The organism is Pokkaliibacter plantistimulans, assembly GCF_003194385.1.
Classification (GTDB): domain Bacteria; phylum Pseudomonadota; class Gammaproteobacteria; order Pseudomonadales; family Balneatricaceae; genus Pokkaliibacter; species Pokkaliibacter plantistimulans.
This window is the reverse complement of sequence record NZ_LAPT01000030.1, coordinates 14689-33127: the sequence shown is the minus strand read 5'-3', so window position 1 is coordinate 33127 and position 18439 is coordinate 14689. Positions and strand designations below refer to the sequence as shown.

18 protein-coding genes are annotated in these 18439 nt (G+C 56.7%); 15 read left to right on the top strand and 3 right to left on the bottom strand.

What is annotated here, in order from left to right; all coding sequences use genetic code 11:
- Positions 1-339: 339 nt before the first annotated feature.
- From WH50_RS07700 to WH50_RS07640, 13 genes are all read left to right on the top strand, one after another.
- Entirely contained in the window at positions 340-1803 is a 1464-nt protein-coding gene (locus WH50_RS07700) for a PAS domain-containing sensor histidine kinase (protein ID WP_110186794.1), read from the top strand.
- Positions 1800-2429, top strand: coding sequence for a response regulator (locus WH50_RS07695; protein WP_110186793.1), 630 nt, complete (start codon positions 1800-1802; stop codon positions 2427-2429). The genes WH50_RS07700 and WH50_RS07695 overlap by 4 nt, the downstream gene beginning before the upstream one ends.
- A gap of 232 nt (positions 2430-2661) precedes the next feature.
- Positions 2662-3831 carry a methyl-accepting chemotaxis protein gene (locus WH50_RS07690; RefSeq protein WP_133251276.1) on the top strand — a complete coding sequence of 390 codons (1170 nt, stop codon included), beginning with the start codon at positions 2662-2664 and terminating at the stop codon, positions 3829-3831.
- A 9-nt stretch (positions 3832-3840) separates the two neighbouring features.
- The gene (locus tag WH50_RS07685; RefSeq protein WP_110186791.1) at positions 3841-4209 is read left to right on the top strand and encodes a response regulator; all 369 of its coding nucleotides are present in this window, start codon (positions 3841-3843) and stop codon (positions 4207-4209) included.
- A gap of 16 nt (positions 4210-4225) precedes the next feature.
- Entirely contained in the window at positions 4226-4531 is a 306-nt protein-coding gene (locus WH50_RS07680) for an STAS domain-containing protein (RefSeq protein ID WP_110186790.1), read from the top strand.
- Positions 4531-6780 (top strand): chemotaxis protein CheA, encoded by a 2250-nt coding sequence (locus WH50_RS07675; protein WP_110186789.1) that lies wholly within the window; start codon positions 4531-4533, stop codon positions 6778-6780. Before WH50_RS07680 ends, WH50_RS07675 begins: the two co-directional genes overlap by 1 nt.
- On the top strand, positions 6777-8735 hold the full coding sequence (locus tag WH50_RS07670; RefSeq protein WP_110186788.1) for a methyl-accepting chemotaxis protein: 1959 nt from the start codon (positions 6777-6779) through the stop codon (positions 8733-8735). The genes WH50_RS07675 and WH50_RS07670 overlap by 4 nt, the downstream gene beginning before the upstream one ends.
- A 3-nt stretch (positions 8736-8738) precedes the next feature.
- Positions 8739-9290 carry a chemotaxis protein CheW gene (locus tag WH50_RS07665; RefSeq protein ID WP_207780221.1) on the top strand — a complete coding sequence of 184 codons (552 nt, stop codon included), beginning with the start codon at positions 8739-8741 and terminating at the stop codon, positions 9288-9290.
- Positions 9291-9328: 38 nt separating this feature from the next.
- The gene (locus WH50_RS07660) at positions 9329-10957 is read left to right on the top strand and encodes a methyl-accepting chemotaxis protein (protein WP_110186787.1); all 1629 of its coding nucleotides are present in this window, start codon (positions 9329-9331) and stop codon (positions 10955-10957) included.
- A gap of 91 nt (positions 10958-11048) precedes the next feature.
- Positions 11049-11567, top strand: a complete 519-nt coding sequence (locus tag WH50_RS07655; protein ID WP_110186786.1) for a chemotaxis protein CheW — start codon at positions 11049-11051, stop codon at positions 11565-11567.
- 88 nt (positions 11568-11655) lie between these two features.
- Positions 11656-12465, top strand: a complete 810-nt coding sequence (locus WH50_RS07650) for a CheR family methyltransferase (RefSeq protein ID WP_110186785.1) — start codon at positions 11656-11658, stop codon at positions 12463-12465.
- Entirely contained in the window at positions 12458-12967 is a 510-nt protein-coding gene (locus tag WH50_RS07645) for a chemotaxis protein CheD (RefSeq protein WP_110186784.1), read from the top strand. Before WH50_RS07650 ends, WH50_RS07645 begins: the two co-directional genes overlap by 8 nt.
- Positions 12964-14034 carry a protein-glutamate methylesterase/protein-glutamine glutaminase gene (locus WH50_RS07640; RefSeq protein WP_110186783.1) on the top strand — a complete coding sequence of 357 codons (1071 nt, stop codon included), beginning with the start codon at positions 12964-12966 and terminating at the stop codon, positions 14032-14034. The genes WH50_RS07645 and WH50_RS07640 overlap by 4 nt, the downstream gene beginning before the upstream one ends.
- Before the next feature lie 122 nt (positions 14035-14156).
- On the opposite strand, the gene WH50_RS07635 is transcribed toward WH50_RS07640, so the two are convergent.
- Positions 14157-15545, bottom strand: coding sequence for a sodium-dependent transporter (locus WH50_RS07635; protein WP_279305909.1), 1389 nt, complete (start codon positions 15543-15545; stop codon positions 14157-14159).
- A gap of 356 nt (positions 15546-15901) precedes the next feature.
- Here WH50_RS07635 and WH50_RS07630 point away from each other — a divergent pair, with 356 nt between their 5' ends.
- Positions 15902-16366 carry an Lrp/AsnC family transcriptional regulator gene (locus WH50_RS07630; protein ID WP_110186781.1) on the top strand — a complete coding sequence of 155 codons (465 nt, stop codon included), beginning with the start codon at positions 15902-15904 and terminating at the stop codon, positions 16364-16366.
- Between the two features lie 182 nt (positions 16367-16548).
- Positions 16549-16806 (top strand): hypothetical protein, encoded by a 258-nt coding sequence (locus tag WH50_RS26085; protein ID WP_133251275.1) that lies wholly within the window; start codon positions 16549-16551, stop codon positions 16804-16806.
- On the opposite strand, the gene WH50_RS07625 is transcribed toward WH50_RS26085, so the two are convergent.
- Both WH50_RS07625 and WH50_RS07620 read right to left on the bottom strand, forming a co-directional pair.
- A complete protein-coding gene (locus WH50_RS07625; protein ID WP_110186780.1) occupies positions 16771-17616 on the bottom strand; it encodes an ureidoglycolate lyase in 846 nt (281 codons plus the stop codon). The genes WH50_RS26085 and WH50_RS07625 overlap by 36 nt on opposite strands.
- A 43-nt stretch (positions 17617-17659) precedes the next feature.
- Positions 17660-18394: an SDR family oxidoreductase gene (locus WH50_RS07620; protein WP_110186779.1), complete on the bottom strand. Its 735-nt coding sequence runs from the start codon at positions 18392-18394 to the stop codon at positions 17660-17662.
- Between the last annotated feature and the right edge of the window lie 45 nt (positions 18395-18439).

Below are 18439 nucleotides of genomic sequence, written 5' to 3'. Positions count from 1 at the left end.
TCTGTGCCATTTAAACTTTTCACGTTGAAGCTCTTTAAACTTTTCACGTTGAAACTCTTTAACCTTTGCACGTTGAAACTCTTTAACCTTTGCACGTTGAAACTCTTTAACCTTTGCACGTTGAAACTCTTTAACCTTTGCACGTTGAAACTCCTTTTCGACCACTCCACGTTATATCGGCACCCGAAGGGCGATATCAGTGAGAGTCACCAAGCCCCTGTAATCCGATCTCATGAGGGGTGAGAAAACATAACATAGCTTGTTCACAGGCTCTTCTGCAGATTACTGTCTACACTTACCTGACTGGTTGCCGTGCAACATAACCATGCAGGACGCGACATGGACGAACTGGAAGAACTGCCCTTCAACAATGAACCCGAGCTGGCATATCTGCTCAGTTATGCCCTCAACAGTACCGCCGATGGCGTGGCGCTGCTTGATGCCGATCACTGTGTGCGCTATCTGAACGAAGCGGCCTGCACCTTGCTGGGCCTGTCCTGCAGTCGGCTGCTTGGCCACAATCTGGAAAGTCTGCTGACACCGCATATCGTCAATCACGAAGTCTCGTTGCTGGAAGCCATCGAGTCGCACCGCATTCTGACGCTGGAACTCAGCAGCCATCAGGGTAGCCCGCAGCATTACGTCTCCATGCAGTTCAAGCATTTCCAGTACGGCCGCAAATACTACGTACTGGCGCTGATTCACGATCTCAGTGAGCAGCGGCGCATGGCCGACACTCTGCTACGCAATGAGCGCCAGCTGCGCATCATGATAGAAAACATCCCCGACGCCATTGGCCGCTTTACCCCGGATTTTCGCCTGATCTATGCCAACCCAGCGCTTGAAGCCCTGTGCCGGCTGCCTCTGGTGGAGGTGCGTGGGCGCCCGGCGTGGGAAGCTTTCGGCGAGAACTCGCAGGTCGACATCATGGCTGACATGGTCAGGCAGGTCGCCGACAGCGGTGAAGCGGTAGAAGAAGAGCTGATTCGTGGCATTGATGGCCCCGTTGAACAGCAGTCGCATTATCTGGTGCAGATGGTGCCGGAGCGTAATACCAGCGGCGATGTGACCAATGTGATTTCTCTCGCTCGTGACATCACCGATATCCGCAAGGCCGAACGCCGTCTGGCGGAAAGTAACCGACAACTGCGCGAGCTGACCCGCAGACGTGAAAGCGCCCGTGAGGAAGAACGCAAACTGATCGCCAGCGAGATACACGATGAGCTGGGCCAGCACCTCACTGCCCTGCGCATGGGGATTTCCATGATGCGCCTGCGCTATGGCGAGCAGAATCCGGGGCTGAACGGGCACGTTGAACAACTGATGGAGATTTGTGACCGTACCATTCAGGTGGTGCGCTCAGTGACGACCAACCTGCGCCCTACCGTGCTCAACATGGGCCTGTACCCGGCCCTTGAATGGCTGATCAATGATTTCCGCAGCCACCATCCGCATATCCTCTGTGAGTTTGTCGCCCACAGCGGCGAGCCAAAGCTGGATGACAATCTGGCTACCACCGCCTTTCGCATTGTGCAGGAGGCGTTGACCAACATTGCTCGTCATTCTGGCGCAAGCCGTGCAGTGGTGAGTCTTGAACGTCTCGACGATCAATATAGGCTTGATATCACGGATAACGGGGTCGGCTTCAAACCTGACAGCGTAGGTAAAAACTCTCTGGGACTGGCGGGTATGCGCGAGCGTGGCATCTGCCTGGGCGGTGAAGTGGTGATCTTCAGCCACCCCGGTCAGGGCACGACCATTCAGGCGACCTTCCCCGCCACGGAAAACAAGGAACTTCAATGATTCGTCTCCTCATCGCCGATGATCATGCCATCATGCGCAGCGGCCTGCGGCAGCTGATCGAGTTTGATCCCGCCCTCCGGGTGATTGAAGAAGCAGAAAATGGCGCTCAGGTGATCGAGCATCTGCGCAGTAGCCAGTTTGACCTGTTACTGCTGGACATGAGCATGCCGGGGCTGAGCGGTGAGGATCTGATTACCCGTGTCCACGGCAAGGTACCGAAACTCCCCATACTGGTACTGAGCATGCACAACGAGGCGCAGATCGCCCAGCGGGCACTGCGGGCCGGAGCCAGTGGCTATCTGACCAAAGACCACAACCCGGAAACCTTACTTGCGGCGATTCACAAGGTGGCCAGTGGCGGTCGCTATCTGGACCCGCGTATTGCAGAGCAGCTGGCGTTTGCCAACAGCGTGCCGCAGGAGTCAGGCACCAGCCAGCTGACGGACCGTGAGTTTCAGATTCTGCGGATGCTGGCCAAAGGGTTAAGTGTCAATCAGATCGCCGAAGAACTGATTATCAGCAACAAGACCGTCAGCACGCACAAGACGCGGCTGATGGAAAAGATGAGCTTTAGCTCTAACGCTGACATTGTTAAATACGCTCTGGCTAACGGCTTGGTTGACTGACGTCAATTCAACCCCAGCCGGAATCAGGCAGGTTATTTCTCAATCTCCCGCTGCTGACTCAGGCAGCCAGTAACATCCCTCTCAGGTAGGGAAATTCCTACCAACACTTCCAGACATTCCTGACTTAAATGTCAGAAACACACTATGTGACAGTTTGCACATTTATTCCATCATGTGACTATCCGCTGCAGCACTCTCCTCGCTGTAGCGTCATCTCAGATGGAGCGCGAAAGTGACGAATCCTACACCTACTCAGAGTACGCCTTGGCTGCCGGTAGTGCTGATTTGCCTTGTAAGTGCAGTGCTAATCGGGTTAGCGACCAGTTTTCCTTCCATCTATTGGGTTATTTCCGCCCTCCTCCCTGCACTGATTCTGTGGCTCTGGCTGCGCAGCCAAAGCAACAGCCACAGCCAGGCCCTGCAGGAGGCGTATCAGCAGGGTGAACAGGCCGGTGCAAGCCGTACCAGCTCCGAGCTGGTCAAAGGGCTGCCCGAACTCTGCACCTCCATTGCGCCGATCTGGGCAAAGAACATCGAAGTGGCCCGCAGCCATACCCAGTCTTCCATTGAATCCATCAGCGACCGCTTCTGTCAGATGGCCGGGCGCCTCAATGCCGCGGTGAGCAGTGATGGTCAGGCTGACAGCCACAGCCTGATCAACTTGCTATCGCACAGCGAATCCGAATTAGAAGATATTCTCGGCCAGCTGCGTCAGGCCCTGTCGAGCAAGGAGTCGCTGCTGGCTGAAGTCGAGAAGCTCAGCAGTTATACCGGCCAGTTACGCACCATGGCCAAGGAAGTGGGCGATGTTGCCAAGCAAACCAACCTGCTGGCACTGAACGCCGCTATTGAAGCCGCTCGTGCAGGCGAAGCCGGTCGTGGCTTTGCCGTGGTCGCTGATGAAGTACGCAAACTGTCCACCATGTCAGAAACCACCGGCCAGCGTATCGGCGAAGTCATCGAAACCGTCAGCAGCGCCATCGAACGTACGCTCGCCGTCTCCAGCGAACACGCCTCTAAAGATTCCCGCACGCTGGAGAACGCCAGTCAGATCATTCACCAGGTGATCAACGAGTTCAGTGAAGGCGCCAATCGTCTGGTCGAACACAGTAACGCCCTGCAGGCAGAAAACTCGGTACTGGGTGAGGAAATTGCCGATGTGGTTATCGCCCTGCAGTTTCAGGATCGCGTCAGCCAGATCCTGACCCATGTGCGTCAGGACATCGAAAAGCTCAAAGACCACCTGAGCGAGAAGAACGCCGTGCAGGTCGATGCCCGCAGCTGGATGGAAGAGCTTTCGCACACCTACACCACCCCCGAACAGCATGAAATTCATCACGGCGGCCGCTCAGGCAAGAGCAGCAAGAAAAGCAAGGCCAGTGATGACATTACCTTCTTCTGAGGAAGCACCATGGCTAAAACCATTCTTATCGTTGATGACTCCGCCTCTATCCGTCAGGTGGTGGGTATGACTCTGAAGAATGCCGGATATGACGTTATCGAGGGTGTCGATGGCAAAGATGCCTTGCGCAAACTCGATGGCCGCAAGGTTCATCTGATCATCAGTGACGTCAACATGCCGGTGATGGATGGCATCACCTTTCTTAAGAACGTCAAGCAGCTGCCTGCCTACAAGTTCACCCCGGTGATCATGCTGACCACCGAAGCTGGCGACGCCAAAAAGGCCGAAGGTCAGGCCGCCGGTGCCAAGGCGTGGGTGGTGAAACCCTTCCAGCCTGCGCAAATGCTGACGGCTGTATCCAAACTGATTCTTCCCTGAGTAGCAGAGGTCCGTCATGAGCGACATCACTACCCAAGACGGTCATCGGGAACTGACTCTCGACAGCGCATTGACCATCTACACCGCCGCAGATACCAAACTGCAACTGGTTGGCGCGCTGCAAGGTGCTCTGGAGTTGCACCTCAACCTGAGCCAGATTGAAGAGTTCGACTGTGCCGGGCTACAGTTGCTGCTGGCCGTAAGCCAGGAAGCCCAACGCCAGAACATCCGCTTCAGCATTGAAGGAGCGACTGCTGCCGTGACGGACGTCGTACAGATGCTGGGGCTGAACGGGCAGCTGCCCTTCGGAGGGCTGCACTGATGAATCTCGACAGCATCATCGGCACCTTCCTCGCCGAAAGCCGTGAACTCCTGCAGCAGATGGAAGATGCGCTGCTGCAAATCGAGCAGTCTCCGGATGATCCTGAGCTGATCAATGCCATTTTCCGCGCCGCCCACACCATCAAAGGCTCTTCCGGCCTGTTCGGCTACGACGCCATTGTGGCGTTTACTCACGTCGCTGAAAGTGTGCTCGATCGGGTACGTGCCGGTGAGGTGCGGTTCGACAGCGAGCTGATTGCTCTGATGTTGCAGGTGGGTGATCACCTCGGCGGGCTGATCGACTGGCTGGCAGACGGCCATGATCTGGCCGATGTGTCGGTGGAAACCCGCGCCACCGACGCTGAGCTGATCACCTGTCTGAAGCGCTACCTGGAGGAGGCTCCGACAGCAGCCACGGCACCGCAGGCAGCCGAGTCAGACCACACAGAGGCACGCACCGCCAGCGGCGAAACGGCAAGCCATCACTGGCACCTGTCACTGCGTTTTGGTGCCGACACCCTGCGCAGCGGCATGGACCCTACCTCCTTCCTGCGTTATATGGCCACCTTCGGCACTGTTGCCCATGTCGAGCCGGTGCTTGAGCACCTGCCCGCGCTGGACAAGCTGGACCCGGAAGCCTGCTATATCGGGCTGGAACTGGCCTTTGTATCGGATGCCGATCAGGCCACGATCGATGGCACCTTTGAATTTGTCCGCGATGAAAGCAGCATCGAGATCATCCCGCCCCACTCCCCGCTGACCGCCTTTGCCAGCCTGTTGCAACTGCGACAGGACGAAGGTGATGAGCAGCTGCAGCGGCTGTTACGTTGCGGTTCACTGACCGAAGCGGAATGGCTGCAGCTGCAGACACCGGCCGTCGTCGCAGAAAGTGACACTACTTCCATGAGCACCTTCGGCAGTGACGATGCCAAAAGCGACTTCCCCACACTGGCGGCGGGCAACACATCACCCGCCAGTGTGGCTACCACCGATAACGCCAAAGCAGCCAAAGCCGGTAAGGAAGCCCAGCGTGGTGGTGGCGACTCCAACCTGATTCGAGTCGATGCGGCCAAGCTCGACCAGCTGATCAATCTGGTCGGCGAGCTGATCATTGCCGGTGCCAACACCCGCATGCTGGCCCAGCGTAGCGGCATGCTGGAAATGAATGAGTCGGCCGAAACCTTGTCGCGGTTAGTGGAAGAAGTGCGTGATTCGGCGCTGACCCTGCGCATGGTGCAGATTGGTGCCACCTTTAACCGCTTCCAGCGTGTGGTGCGCGATGTGTCCAAAGAGCTGGGCAAAGACATCGTGCTGCAGGTCAGCGGTGGCGAAACCGAACTGGATAAAACCGTGGTCGAAAAGATCGGTGACCCCCTCACCCATCTGGTCCGCAACGCCATGGACCATGGTATCGAGCCTGCTGAACAGCGGCTGGCCAACGGTAAGTCTGCACAAGGTGTGGTGCGGCTGAACGCCTATCACGAAGCCGGTGGCATCGTCATCGAAGTGTCCGACGACGGCGGCGGCCTCAACCCGCAGAAAATCATGGCCAAGGCTGTGCAGCGCGGACTGGCCTCAGAAGGTCAACCGCTGTCTGACAAGGAAATCTTCAATCTGATTTTTGAGCCCGGTTTCTCCACCGCCGATCAGATCAGCAACCTGTCCGGCCGCGGTGTCGGTATGGATGTGGTCAAACGCAACATCACTGCCCTGCGTGGCACGGTGGAGCTGGACAGCAAGCTGGGCCAGGGCACCTGCGTACGTATTCGCCTGCCGCTGACACTGGCCATTATCGACGGCTTCCTTATCAGTGTCGGGCAGGCCAGCTATGTCGTGCCGCTGGATATGGTGGAAGAGTGCATCGAGCTGCCGGGCAAAGGCCTGGAAAATCAGGAATTTCTCGATCTGCGTGGCGATGTACTGCCGTTTATCCGTCTGCGTCAGCTGTTCGCGGATGACAGTACGCCTCCCCGTCGTGAAAACGTCGTCGTCGTTCGTTATGCCGGAATCCGCGCCGGGCTGGTGGTTGACCAGCTGCTGGGCGAATTTCAGACCGTCATCAAACCTCTGGGCAAGGTCTTTGCTCAGGTGCCAGCCCTCAGCGGCTTCACCATTCTGGGCAGTGGCGCTGTTGCCCTGATTCTCGATATCCCTGGCCTGCTAGCACAGGTCACTCACAACGACAACCGAGCTGGACTTGCATCCAGTCAACTGAACCAAGTGAACCATTTGAGGAGTAACGCCCAATGAGCCTGGTCAATCGTATTGTGGCACTGGTCGCAACCGCCCTTGTTACCATCCTGCTTTTAGCGGCTCTTCAGAGCAGTGCCGCCATGACGCCCATCGCCGTCATCGGTGCGCTGTTAGTGATTGCACAGGCCGTGCTGTTCAAACAGGCCATCAGCAGCTATCTCGGCACTTCCCCTGAGCAGCTCACTGCACTGACGCTGCAACTGAGCCGTGGCGATATTTCTGCTGCGGGACAGCATGGCCATGCCGTATCCGGCTCGCTGTACTCCCATCAGCTGGAGCTGGCGGGTACCCTCAGCCAGCTGTTCAGCGATCTGCGCAATATGAACAAGGAGCACGCCGCCGGTGATATCGATGTGGTGCTGAGCAGAAACTACCCCGGCGCCTATCGAGAGCTGACAGATGGTATCAATGCCCTGGTAGCCAGCCATATCGACGTCAAGAAAAAGGCCATGGCCTGCGTGAAAGCCATTGGTGAGGGTGATCTTGACGCTCCGCTTGAGCAGTTCCCCGGCAAGAAAACCTTTATCAATGACAACATTGAGGGTTTGAGGCAAAACCTCAAAAGTCTCATGGCAGATATGCGCCATATGTCTGAAGAGCACGACAAAGGCGATATTGATGTCGTCATCAATGCCGAGCGTTTCAAAGGCGCCTATGCCGATATTGCCCGTGGTATCAACGACATGGTGACGGGCCATATCAGCGTCAAGAAAAAGGCTATGGCCTGCATCAAATCCTTCAGCGAAGGGGATCTTAACGCCCCGCTGGAGCGCTTCCCCGGTAAAAAAGCCTTTATCAACGAAAGTATCGAGCAGCTGCGTTCCAATGTGGTTGCACTGATCGATGACACCCGCATGCTCAGCGATGCGGCCCTGAAGGGTGAGCTGGATACCCGTGCGGATGCCAGCCGTCACCGTGGCGACTTCCGCCGTATCGTCGAAGGCATCAACAATACGCTGGAGGCCATTGTCGTGCCGGTCAGTGAGGCCATGAATGTGATTGCGGCACTGGCCGAAGGGGATCTTTCCCGTCAGATGGAAGGCAGCTACAAAGGCCACCTGCATCAACTGCAGCTGTCACTGAATGCGACCGTCGACAAACTGGCGGAAATCATTGGTGAAGTGCATCAGTCTACTGTGGCACTGGGTAATGCCGCTGAAGAAATCTCCAGTACCGCACAGAGCCTCAGTCAGGCCGCCTCCAGTCAGGCTGCGTCGGTAGAGCAAACCAGTGCGGCTATGGAAGAGATGTCGGCTTCCATCGCACAGAACACCGAGAACGCCAAAGTCACCGACAGCATGGCAGGCAAAGCGTCCGTTGAAGCCAGCGAGGGCGGTCAGGCAGTGAAAGATACGGTCAGCGCAATGAAAACCATTGCCGACAAAATCGGCATCGTCGATGACATTGCCTACCAGACCAACCTGCTGGCACTGAACGCGGCCATCGAAGCCGCCCGTGCCGGTGAACATGGTAAAGGCTTTGCCGTAGTCGCCGCCGAAGTACGCAAACTGGCGGAGCGCAGTCAGGTCGCCGCTCAGGAAATCGGCGAAGTGGCGAAAAGTAGCGTCGCACTGGCTGAGCGTGCCGGGCAACTCCTCGGCCAGATGCTGCCTTCCATCAACAAAACCTCTGATCTGGTACAGGAGATTGCCGCCGCTTCCGAAGAACAAAGCTCCGGTGTATCGCAAATCAGCTCGGCGATGACCCAACTGAGCGACATTACCCAGCAGAACGCCGCGGCATCCGAAGAGCTGGCAGCTACTTCTGAAGAAATGAACAGCCAGTCCGCCCAGTTGCAGCATCTGATGCAGTTTTTCCAATTGAGTGGCAAAGAGCACACCGGTAACGCTCATTCGACAGCCGTGCAACAACTGATCAAAAGTGCAACGCCAACACGTACCACCGAGATGGCCAGCGAGCTTGAGGGCGGTTTTATCCGCTTCGGGAGCTGAAGCATGTCAACTTCCAACCCTGTGGCAGCCGCCAACCAGATGATCCGGCAGCAGAAAGACGACCAGCAGCGGCAGTATCTGACCTTTCGGGTAGGCAATGAAATGTATGCTGTTGCCACCCGTTATGTCCGCGAGATTCTGGAGTTTGATCAGATCACCCATGTGCCGATGATGCCCAGTCTGGTACGTGGCGTGATCAACCTGCGTGGCGCGGTTGTCCCCATCATTGATCTGGCCGAGCGTTTTGGTCAGGGCAAGATTGCGGTGGGTGTGCGCACCTGCATCGTCATCATCGAGATTATCGATGATGACGAAACCCACTTGCTGGGTGCCCTGGTGGATGCTGTCAGTGCCGTCACGGAAATCGAGGTGACGTCACTGCGACAGGCACCGGCCTTCGGTAATCGTATTCGGGGTGAATTCATTGAGGACATGGCACGCTTCGATGACCACTTCATCACCCTGTTACGCATGGAGCAGGTGCTGTCTGTGAACGAGCTGGCGGCTCTGGCTGGACAGCAGCGTTCTGTGTCCATTCCCAGCAGTCACCACTGATATACCTCGGTAAACGGTCCAAGTTGGGAGGTTCTATCATGACCATAAGTAAGAAAATGATTCTCCTGGTGCTGTGTGCCCTCCTTGGCATCCTGGTGCTGAGCGGTCTGGGCCAGTATCAGTTGCGACAGGTCTACAGCGCAGCCAGTTACGGCAATGACAATACCGTCCCCAGTCTGCTGGCATTACGCGCGATGGAAAGCGCCTCGAAAGACCAGATCCGTCTGATGTACAAACATATCCTTACCCCTGATGACCAGGGTATGAAGTCTATCGATGAGGAGCTGGCGCAAACGGAGAAAACACTTACTTCAGCCACAGAGGACTACCGCGCCCTGCTCTCCAATGACGACGACAAGAAGATGCTGGACAAAGATCTTGCTGATATTGCGACCTTCAAGGATGTGCGTGAACAGGTACTGAGGTTATCCCGAGGCAACCAGACTGATGCCGCTCGCGATCTGATTCTGGCTAACGCCAACGTGATCAATGTGCTGACCGCCGACTTTGAGGCGCATGTGAAGTTCAACGAAGACCTCGGTGACGAAGGCACGGCCAATGCGCAGGCGCAACTGACCTCCGCCACTATTACCTCGGCCATAGTCTCGGTGCTGACTATTCTGCTGATCAGCCTTATCGGCTTCTTTATCACCCGCAATCTGCTGCGTCAGCTCGGTGGCGAGCCTGCCTACGCGGCTCAAGTGGTGTCCCTGATTGCCGCCGGAGACCTGACGGTGTCGGTCTCCACCAGAAACGGCGATACCAGCAGCATGCTGGGTGCGATCAAACTGATGGTCGAGAAGCTGGCGCAGATCATTGGCGATGTACGCAGCAATGCAGACTCACTGTCCAGCGCGTCAGAACAGATTTCCGCCACGGCACAGAGCCTGAGTCAGGGCGCATCCGCACAGGCCGCTTCGGTGGAAGAAACCAGTGCTTCAATGGAAGAGATGTCTTCTTCCATCGCCCAGAACACCGAAAATGCCAAGGTGACCGATAGCATGGCCAGCAAGGCCTCTCGCGAAGCCGATGAAGGCGGTCAGGCAGTGAAAAACACCGTCACCGCCATGAAAACCATCGCCGACAAAATCAGCATCGTCGATGACATCGCCTATCAGACCAACCTGCTGGCCCTCAACGCCGCTATAGAGGCGGCCCGTGCCGGTGAGCACGGAAAAGGCTTCGCGGTGGTGGCTGCCGAAGTACGCAAACTGGCCGAGCGTAGCCAGGTCGCCGCACAGGAAATCAGCGAAGTGGCTCGCAACAGTGTCTCTCTGGCAGAACGTGCCGGCACCCTGCTTGATGAGATGGTGCCCTCCATCACCAAGACCTCCGATCTGGTGCAGGAAATCGCCGCCGCCTCGGAAGAACAGACCACCGGTGTCGGTCAGATCAACTCTGCAATGACGCAGCTGAGCAATATTACCCAGCAGTCGGCATCGGCATCAGAAGAGCTGGCAGCCACCGCCGAAGAGATGAGCGGACAGGCCGAGCAGCTGCAGCAACTGATGAACTTCTTCAGGGTGTCAGGTATGGCGAGTGCCTCAAGCAGCGGCCCGCTACGTAAATCCGGCAGCAAGCGTGCAGCTAAACGGGAAATCGAAGAAGACGACAGCATGCTGGAAAGCAGCACTATGTCTGACGGCTTCGTCCGCTTCCATCAATAAAATAACCCTTGCAAGCACTTGTACTGATTCCATAACGCCAGACAGGTGCAACACAGCAGACAAGGGACCTCAACCGTCCCGGGAGTGAACCATGTCCAATGCCAGTCAGACATTCGACCAGGGCACCGCCGAGCAGTACCTGACATTTTCTCTGGGGCAAGAAACCTTTGCGGTAAGCACACGTAATGTCCGTGAAATCATCGAGTTTGGCCGCCTGACCCCGGTGCCGATGATGCCTGCCAGCGTGCTGGGCGTGATCAACCTGCGCGGTGGTGTGGTGCCCATCATAGATTTGCGCCAGCGCTTTGGCGAAGGTGAAACCCGCATCGGCCGCCGCAGCTGCATCGTGATCCTCGATGTGTCACGGGATGAGGTACAGCAAACCATCGGGATCGTCGTGGAAGCAGTTTGTGCCGTACTGGAAATTCCGCCACAGGATATTGAACCTGCGCCGACCTTTGGCAGCCACATCCGTACCGACTTTATCCGCGGCATGGGCAAGATCGATGGCAACATCGTAGTGCTGCTCGATATCGGCCGGGTGCTGTCCCTTGAGGATATGCAGCAACTGGCCAGCACCGCTGCCTCAGCCAGCAAGCAGTCTGCCTGAGTAAAGACGCTGCCTGAGTAAAGAAAAAGAAGCGGCCTGAATAAAGACGCTGCCTGATTCTAACAGCCTGATCAGACGAGGAACGTCCATGAACAGCCTGACCCTGTCAAACCGTGAGTTCGAGCAGTTTCGCGGGCTGATTTATGAAATCGCTGGCATTTCCATGGCCGACAGCAAGAAGCAGCTGGTAGCAGGCCGACTGAATAAACGCCTGCGCTACTTCGGCATTGGCAGCTACAGCGATTACTTCAAGCTGCTGATGAAGGACAAGAACGAGCTGCAGAACGCCGTGGATCTGCTGACCACCAACGAGACCTATTTTTTCCGCGAACCCAAGCATTTTGAGTTTCTGGCGGAAAAGCTGCGAAGTGAGCTGCGCACCGGCGCACAACCGCTGCGGATCTGGAGTGCGGCCTGTTCAAGCGGTGAAGAGCCCTACACCCTGGCCCTGTTGCTGGCGGATACCGTACCAACCCGCCCGTGGGAGATTCTGGCCTCCGACATCAGCACCCGCATTCTCGACAAGGCACGCAAGGGCCTTTATCCATTGCTCGATGCGGAAGGCATTCCCAGGGATTTGCTGCTGCGCTACGGGCTCAAGGGTACGGGTTGCCATGATGGTTTTTTCACCATTGATAACGCGCTGCGCAAACGGGTGCAGTTCCGCCAGATCAATCTGAACAATCCCCTGCCTGATGTGGGCGTTTTCGATGTGATCTTTCTGCGCAACGTGATGATCTACTTCGATGTAGAGACCAAGCGTCAGGTCGTTCAGCGACTCTGTACCCGGCTTCGTCCCGGTGGTTATTTCTTTGTCAGCCACTCGGAAAGTTTGCACGGAATTACTGAAGAACTACGGGCAGTTCGCCCCTCTATCTATCGGAAGCCAGATGCATAAGCCAGAGGGAGTCATCGAGGTATTACTGCAGCCGGGTGAGCTGTATTTCAGCGACTGCTACACACGCATTCGCACCCTGCTCGGCTCCTGTGTGTCCGTAGTGCTGTGGCATAAAACCGCACTGCTCGGCGGGATGTGCCACATCATGCTGCCGACCCGGCGCAATCCGGGCAAAACCCTTGATGGGCGCTATGCCGACGAGGCGATCTTTATGCTGGTAAAGGAGATCAGGGCCACAGGGACTCAGCCTTCGGATTACCGGGTGAGCCTGTTCGGTGGTGGCAATATGTTTGGTCAGCTGATGCAAAAGAACATTGGTCAGCAGAATGTAGACGCAGCCCTTAAATTACTCACGGCCCATGGCATGACCTGCCATGCCAAACATGTCGGCGGTGAGGGGTATCGCAACCTGATTTTTGATGTGTGGAGTGGCCACATTGCCCTCAAACATCCCACTCAACAACAAATCGCCAGTCGGCGTTATGAGGCATGTTCATCATGAAGAGTATCAAAGTGATGATCGTCGACGACTCTGCGGTCGTGCGCCAGGTGTTGACTGGCAGCCTGTCCGAATACGCTGGCATTGAAGTCATAGGCGCCGCACCCGACCCGTTATTCGCCATGGACAAAATGAAGCGCGCCTGGCCCGATGTCATCGTGCTGGATGTGGAAATGCCGCGCATGGACGGCATCTCCTTTCTGAAAAAACTCATGGCCGAGCACCCCACACCGGTGGTGATCTGTTCCACCCTGACCGAGAAAGGGGCGGCCACCACCATGGAGGCGCTGGCGGCCGGTGCCGTGGCTATCGTCACCAAACCTCAGGGCAATCTGCGCCAGTTTCTGCTGGATGCCACCGATGAACTGGTCAGCGCCATCAAGGCCGCAGCACAGGCCCGGCTGAAACGGCTGACGCCTCCGGTGCCGGGACCTGCCCCCAAACTCAGTGCCGATGCCATCATGCCCGCCGCCACGCAGGCGGCGATGACCCGTACCACTGAACGGGTGATTGCGCTGGGCACCTCCACCGGCGGCACTCAGGCACTGGAATACGTGCTGTCGGCCCTGCCCCGCGTTTGCCCGGGCATTATCATCGTGCAGCATATGCCGGAGAAATTTACGGCGGCCTTTGCCGACCGCCTGAACAAGGTGTGCCAGATCGAAGTGCGTGAAGCTCAACACGGCGACCGGGTCATTCCCGGCCGGGCACTGATCGCCCCCGGCGGACGCCACATGCTGCTCAAACGCAGCGGTGCTCAGTACGTCGTCGATATTATTGATGGCCCCCCTGTGTGCAGGCATAAACCCTCGGTGGACGTGCTGTTCCGCTCCACCGCGCGCGCCGCAGGTGCCAATGCCACCGGCATCATCATGACCGGCATGGGCGATGACGGTGCCCGCGGTCTGCGGGAAATGCACGAAGCCGGCGCCCTTACCCTCGGGCAGGACGAAGCCAGTTGCGTGGTTTATGGCATGCCGAAAGAAGCCAAAAAGCTGGATGCTGTGAGCAAGGAAATTCCACTGGAACAGATCCCTGCGTACATCCTGCGTGGGGATCATCGCAGCTAACCTGCTCAGATTTACTCAGCGTGTAAGAAGTGACCCGACAAACTGGCCTCTCCGGAAAGAGGCCAGTCGGTTAGCACCATGAGCGGCTTGTCATGGTGCGGAGAACGGTGAAACCAGCAGCGTTAAACCAGGTTATAAACAAATACGATGGCCACCGCGACCGGGCTGATATAGCGCAGCACGCTGTACCACAGCCCGAACCAGGGTTGGGGTAAGGCCAGCTCTTCTTCCAGCATGGCGCGTTTGAGGAACCAGCCAGCAAACACGGCCACAGTCAGCCCGCCCAGCGGCAACAGCACATTGGCCGTCAGATAATCGAGCAGGTCAAAAATAGTTTTGCCTTCAAACAGGGGGAACATCGCCAGCGGGGTAAAACCGGACCATGCATTCAGGGACAAAATCGAAGCAATACCCAGCAGCCAACACAAACCACCCGCCAGCAGAGTGCTGGTAACACGGTTCATGCCATCCAGCTCTTCCAGCCATTCCACAATCGGTTCCAGCAGCGAAATGGCTGACGTCCAGGCCGCAAACACCAGCAGAACGAAGAAAACGGTGCCAAACACACTGCCCCATGGCATCTGCGCGAAAGCCAGCGGCAAGGTCTGGAAGATCAGCCCCGGGCCTGACCCCGGCTCCAGACCATTGGCAAACACGATGGGGAAAATCGCCATGCCCGCCAGCAAGGCCACCACGGTATCCAGTACCGACACGGTGACGGAAGTGCGGGCAATGGAAATATCCTGCTGCAGGTAGGAGCCGTAGGCCATCATCACGCCAATACCCAGACTCAGGGTGAAGAACGCATGGCCCAGTGCGATCAGCACGCCCTGCGTAGTCAGTCTGGAAAAGTCTGGTTGAAACAGAAAACGGGCCGCTTCGCCAAAGTGACCCGTAGTGCTGGCATAGCCGACCATGATCAGCAGCAGAATGAACAGCGCTGGCATCAGAATGGTGACAGAACGCTCCAGCCCGCCACGCAGGCCCCTCGCTACCACCAGCATGGTCAGGCCCATAAAGAGGCTGTGCCAGATCAGCAGCCTGACCGGATCCCCCAGCAGACCGGAAAACATCGCACCGATGGCGTCAGCACTCTGCCCGCTCAGCTGACCGCTGGCTGCAGTCAGCACATAGGAAGTCGCCCAGCCGCCAATCACTGAATAGAACGACAGAATGACGAACGAGGCAAAAACCCCCATGCCTGCCAGCCACACCCAACGGGGGGTCAGCTTAGCGTTGCGGGCAAGGGTGCGCATGCTGTTGATGGGACTGTGGCCACCGCGACGGCCGATCAGCACTTCGGCCATCATGATGGGGATGCCGATAATGGCGATGCAGAGCAGGTAAACCAGTACGAAGGCACCGCCGCCATTCTCACCGGTGATGTAAGGGAACTTCCAGATATTGCCAAGACCAACGGCAGAGCCGGTAGCCGCCAGAATAAAGGCCATCCTTGATGACCAGAAACCACGCTTTACTGTTGATGTGCCAACGGCTGGCACATCGTCCACGGCATAGTGGGATGTTGGCTGAGTCAATTCATAACTCCTATGGTGTTGTTTTTATCAGCGGTTTTGTTTTGATCAGACAGGTGTTTGAAAAACGGCAGGTGAGCTGACGGCTGGCAGGCTAAAGAAGAGATATTCGAGCGGCTGAGTTACAGCTATCGCCCTTCCCTGAGCATGGATTCCGTCGCTTGACCCTGAAGTGCATTTTTCAAGAGTGCATTTTTCAAGGTTTCAGCAGTTGCCCGTATAATCGGGCCGCTTTAAACGATAAAAACAATACACCATTAAATCCTGCAAAACCTGCCAAAATCGTCGGCATTATTTTGATTTATTGGGAAATTCTTCCAAGGAAATAACGAATGGACGAAATAGATTCCAAAATAATAATTGAGCTTCAGCGCAACGGCCGTTTAACCAATCAGGAGCTGAGCGAACGGGTCAATCTCTCCCCCTCTCCCTGCCATCGGCGGGTACGCATGCTGGAAGAATCCGGCGTGATCGAAGGCTATAGCGCCCGCATCAATCACCGGGCACTGGGGATGCCCATCATTGCCTTCGTGCAAGTGAGGCTGGCCTCTCAGAGCAAGAACGTTATGACTGAATTCGAGCGTAGTGTGCGCGATACCGTCGAAATTACCTCCTGCTACCTGATGACAGGCCGTCAGGATTATCTGCTGCAGGTCTTTACCTCGTCCCTCGACAGCTACGAACTCTTTGTCCGTAACAAACTGGCAGAGCTGCCCGGTATCGGTTCATGGGAAAGCAGTTTCGTGTTCGGTGATATCAAGAATGGCCTGCTGGTACCGCCGGAAAAACCGCGCTAATAGCCGTGCAACCCACGATTGAACAGATCACTGTCTGCCCAGCACTGAAGAAAACACCATGCCATCACTGACGATTCGCCCAGCCATCCTTGCCGATGAACCGTTTGTCACGCTGATTGTCGAGTAGGCTTATGGAGGTGCGGGCGCTCTGGTGGATTTCCTCAGCGACAGGGTGTTTCCCCATGCATAATCGCCTGATGCCTGCATCACACCGTCAATCTGGGATGGAAGGTGTCAACCGTATTCAGGACGGGGCAACTGCAACAAAAAAGGCCTCCAACAGGAGGCCAAACAGGAAAAGAGAGAACAAGAAAACAACGGAGGGTGAAAAAACAACTAAAAACCCGAAGGGTCATACGGTCATGGAGAAGGCATTCACGACAGCGCGTGAACACCACTTCTGCTTACGCCTGAACCGTCAGCTGTTGCTGCTCACCTAAACCTTCAATACCCAGACGCATGGTTTGCCCTGCACGCAGGTAAACCGGGCTGGGCTTCTGCCCCAGACCCACGCCGGGTGGCGTGCCGGTAGAAATCACATCGCCGGGTTGCAGGCTCATGCAGCGGCTCAGATAGCTGATCAGCTGGGGAATGTTGAAAATCAGCGTGCGGGTGTTGCCCTGCTGATAACGATGGCCGTCCACTTCCAGCCACATGTCCAGATTGTGCGGATCAGTCACTTCATCTTTGGTGACCAGCCAGGGTCCGATGGGGCCAAAGGTGTCAAAGCCTTTGCCCTTGTCCCAGGTGCCACCCTTCTCCAGCTGCCATTCGCGCTCGGAGACATCGTTGATCACACAGTAACCCGCCACGTAATCCATGGCGTCGGCTTCGTCGATATAGCGACCGGCTTTGCCGATCACCACGCCCAGCTCCACTTCCCAGTCGGTTTTGGAGGAGCCACGGGGGATTTCCACGTTGTCGTTAGGGCCGCAAATCGCACTGGTCCATTTGTTGAAAATGACCGGTTCCTTGGGCACATCCATGCCTGACTCTGCGGCGTGGTCGGCATAGTTGAGGCCGATACAGATAAATTTACCGACGCCGTTCACGCAGGCGCCAAGGCGTGGTTCGCCTTCGACCACAGGCAGGGTTTGCGGGTCGATGTCCGCCAGTTTTGCCAGAGCTTCAGCGCAGAGAGCTGCGCCGTTGATGTCGCTGATATGGGCAGACAGGTCACGGATCTGACCATTGGCATCCAGCAGGCCGGGCTTCTCGGCGCCTTTTGTACCGAATCGCAGTAATTTCATAGGGCTTTCCTGATTGCAGATGTTGTTCTAAATGGACAGGGGCTCAGATACTCATGCCGCCATCGATCACGTGCACCGAACCGGTGGTGTAGGACGAGGCATCCGAGCCCAGATACAGCGCCAGCTGCGCGATCTCTTCGGGCTGACCGATACGGCCCATGGGCTGGCGGTCAATAAACTGTTTGTACACCACGTCTTCAGCTACGCCCTGCTGGGCAGCCTGTTCAGCGATACGCTGACGCAGGGACGGTGACTCCACCGTACCGGGGCAGATGGCGTTGCAGCGAATGCCTTTGCCGATATAGTCCGCTGCCACTGATTTGGTCAGGCCGACGACGGCGGCCTTGCTGGCGGTATAGGCCAGACGGTTCGGCACCCCTTTGATGCTCGATACCACCGAGGCCATGTTGATGATGGAGCCGCCACCGCGTACCAGCATGCCCGGCAGGAAGGTGCGGATCATGCGATACATGGCCGTGACGTTGAGATCGAACGAACGCTGCCAGGCGCTCTCTTCGCATTCAAGGATGTTACCGGCGTGCACGTAACCGGCGCAGTTGAACAGCACATCAATCGGGCCAACGCGGTCATACACACGCTTGATGTCGGCTTCAGACAGCACATCCAGTCGCAGAGCGGTGAGGTTTTCGATGCCCTGCAGGGCACTGATGTCGATATCGGTGCCGATCACCTGTGCTCCGGCATCGAGAAAGGCGCGTGCGCTGGCCAGACCGATCCCCTGCCCGGCAGCGGTAATCAGCACTTTTTTATTCTTCATGTTTTGCCTGTTTTCCATTTCGATAACTCCCCTCAAAGAGGCCGA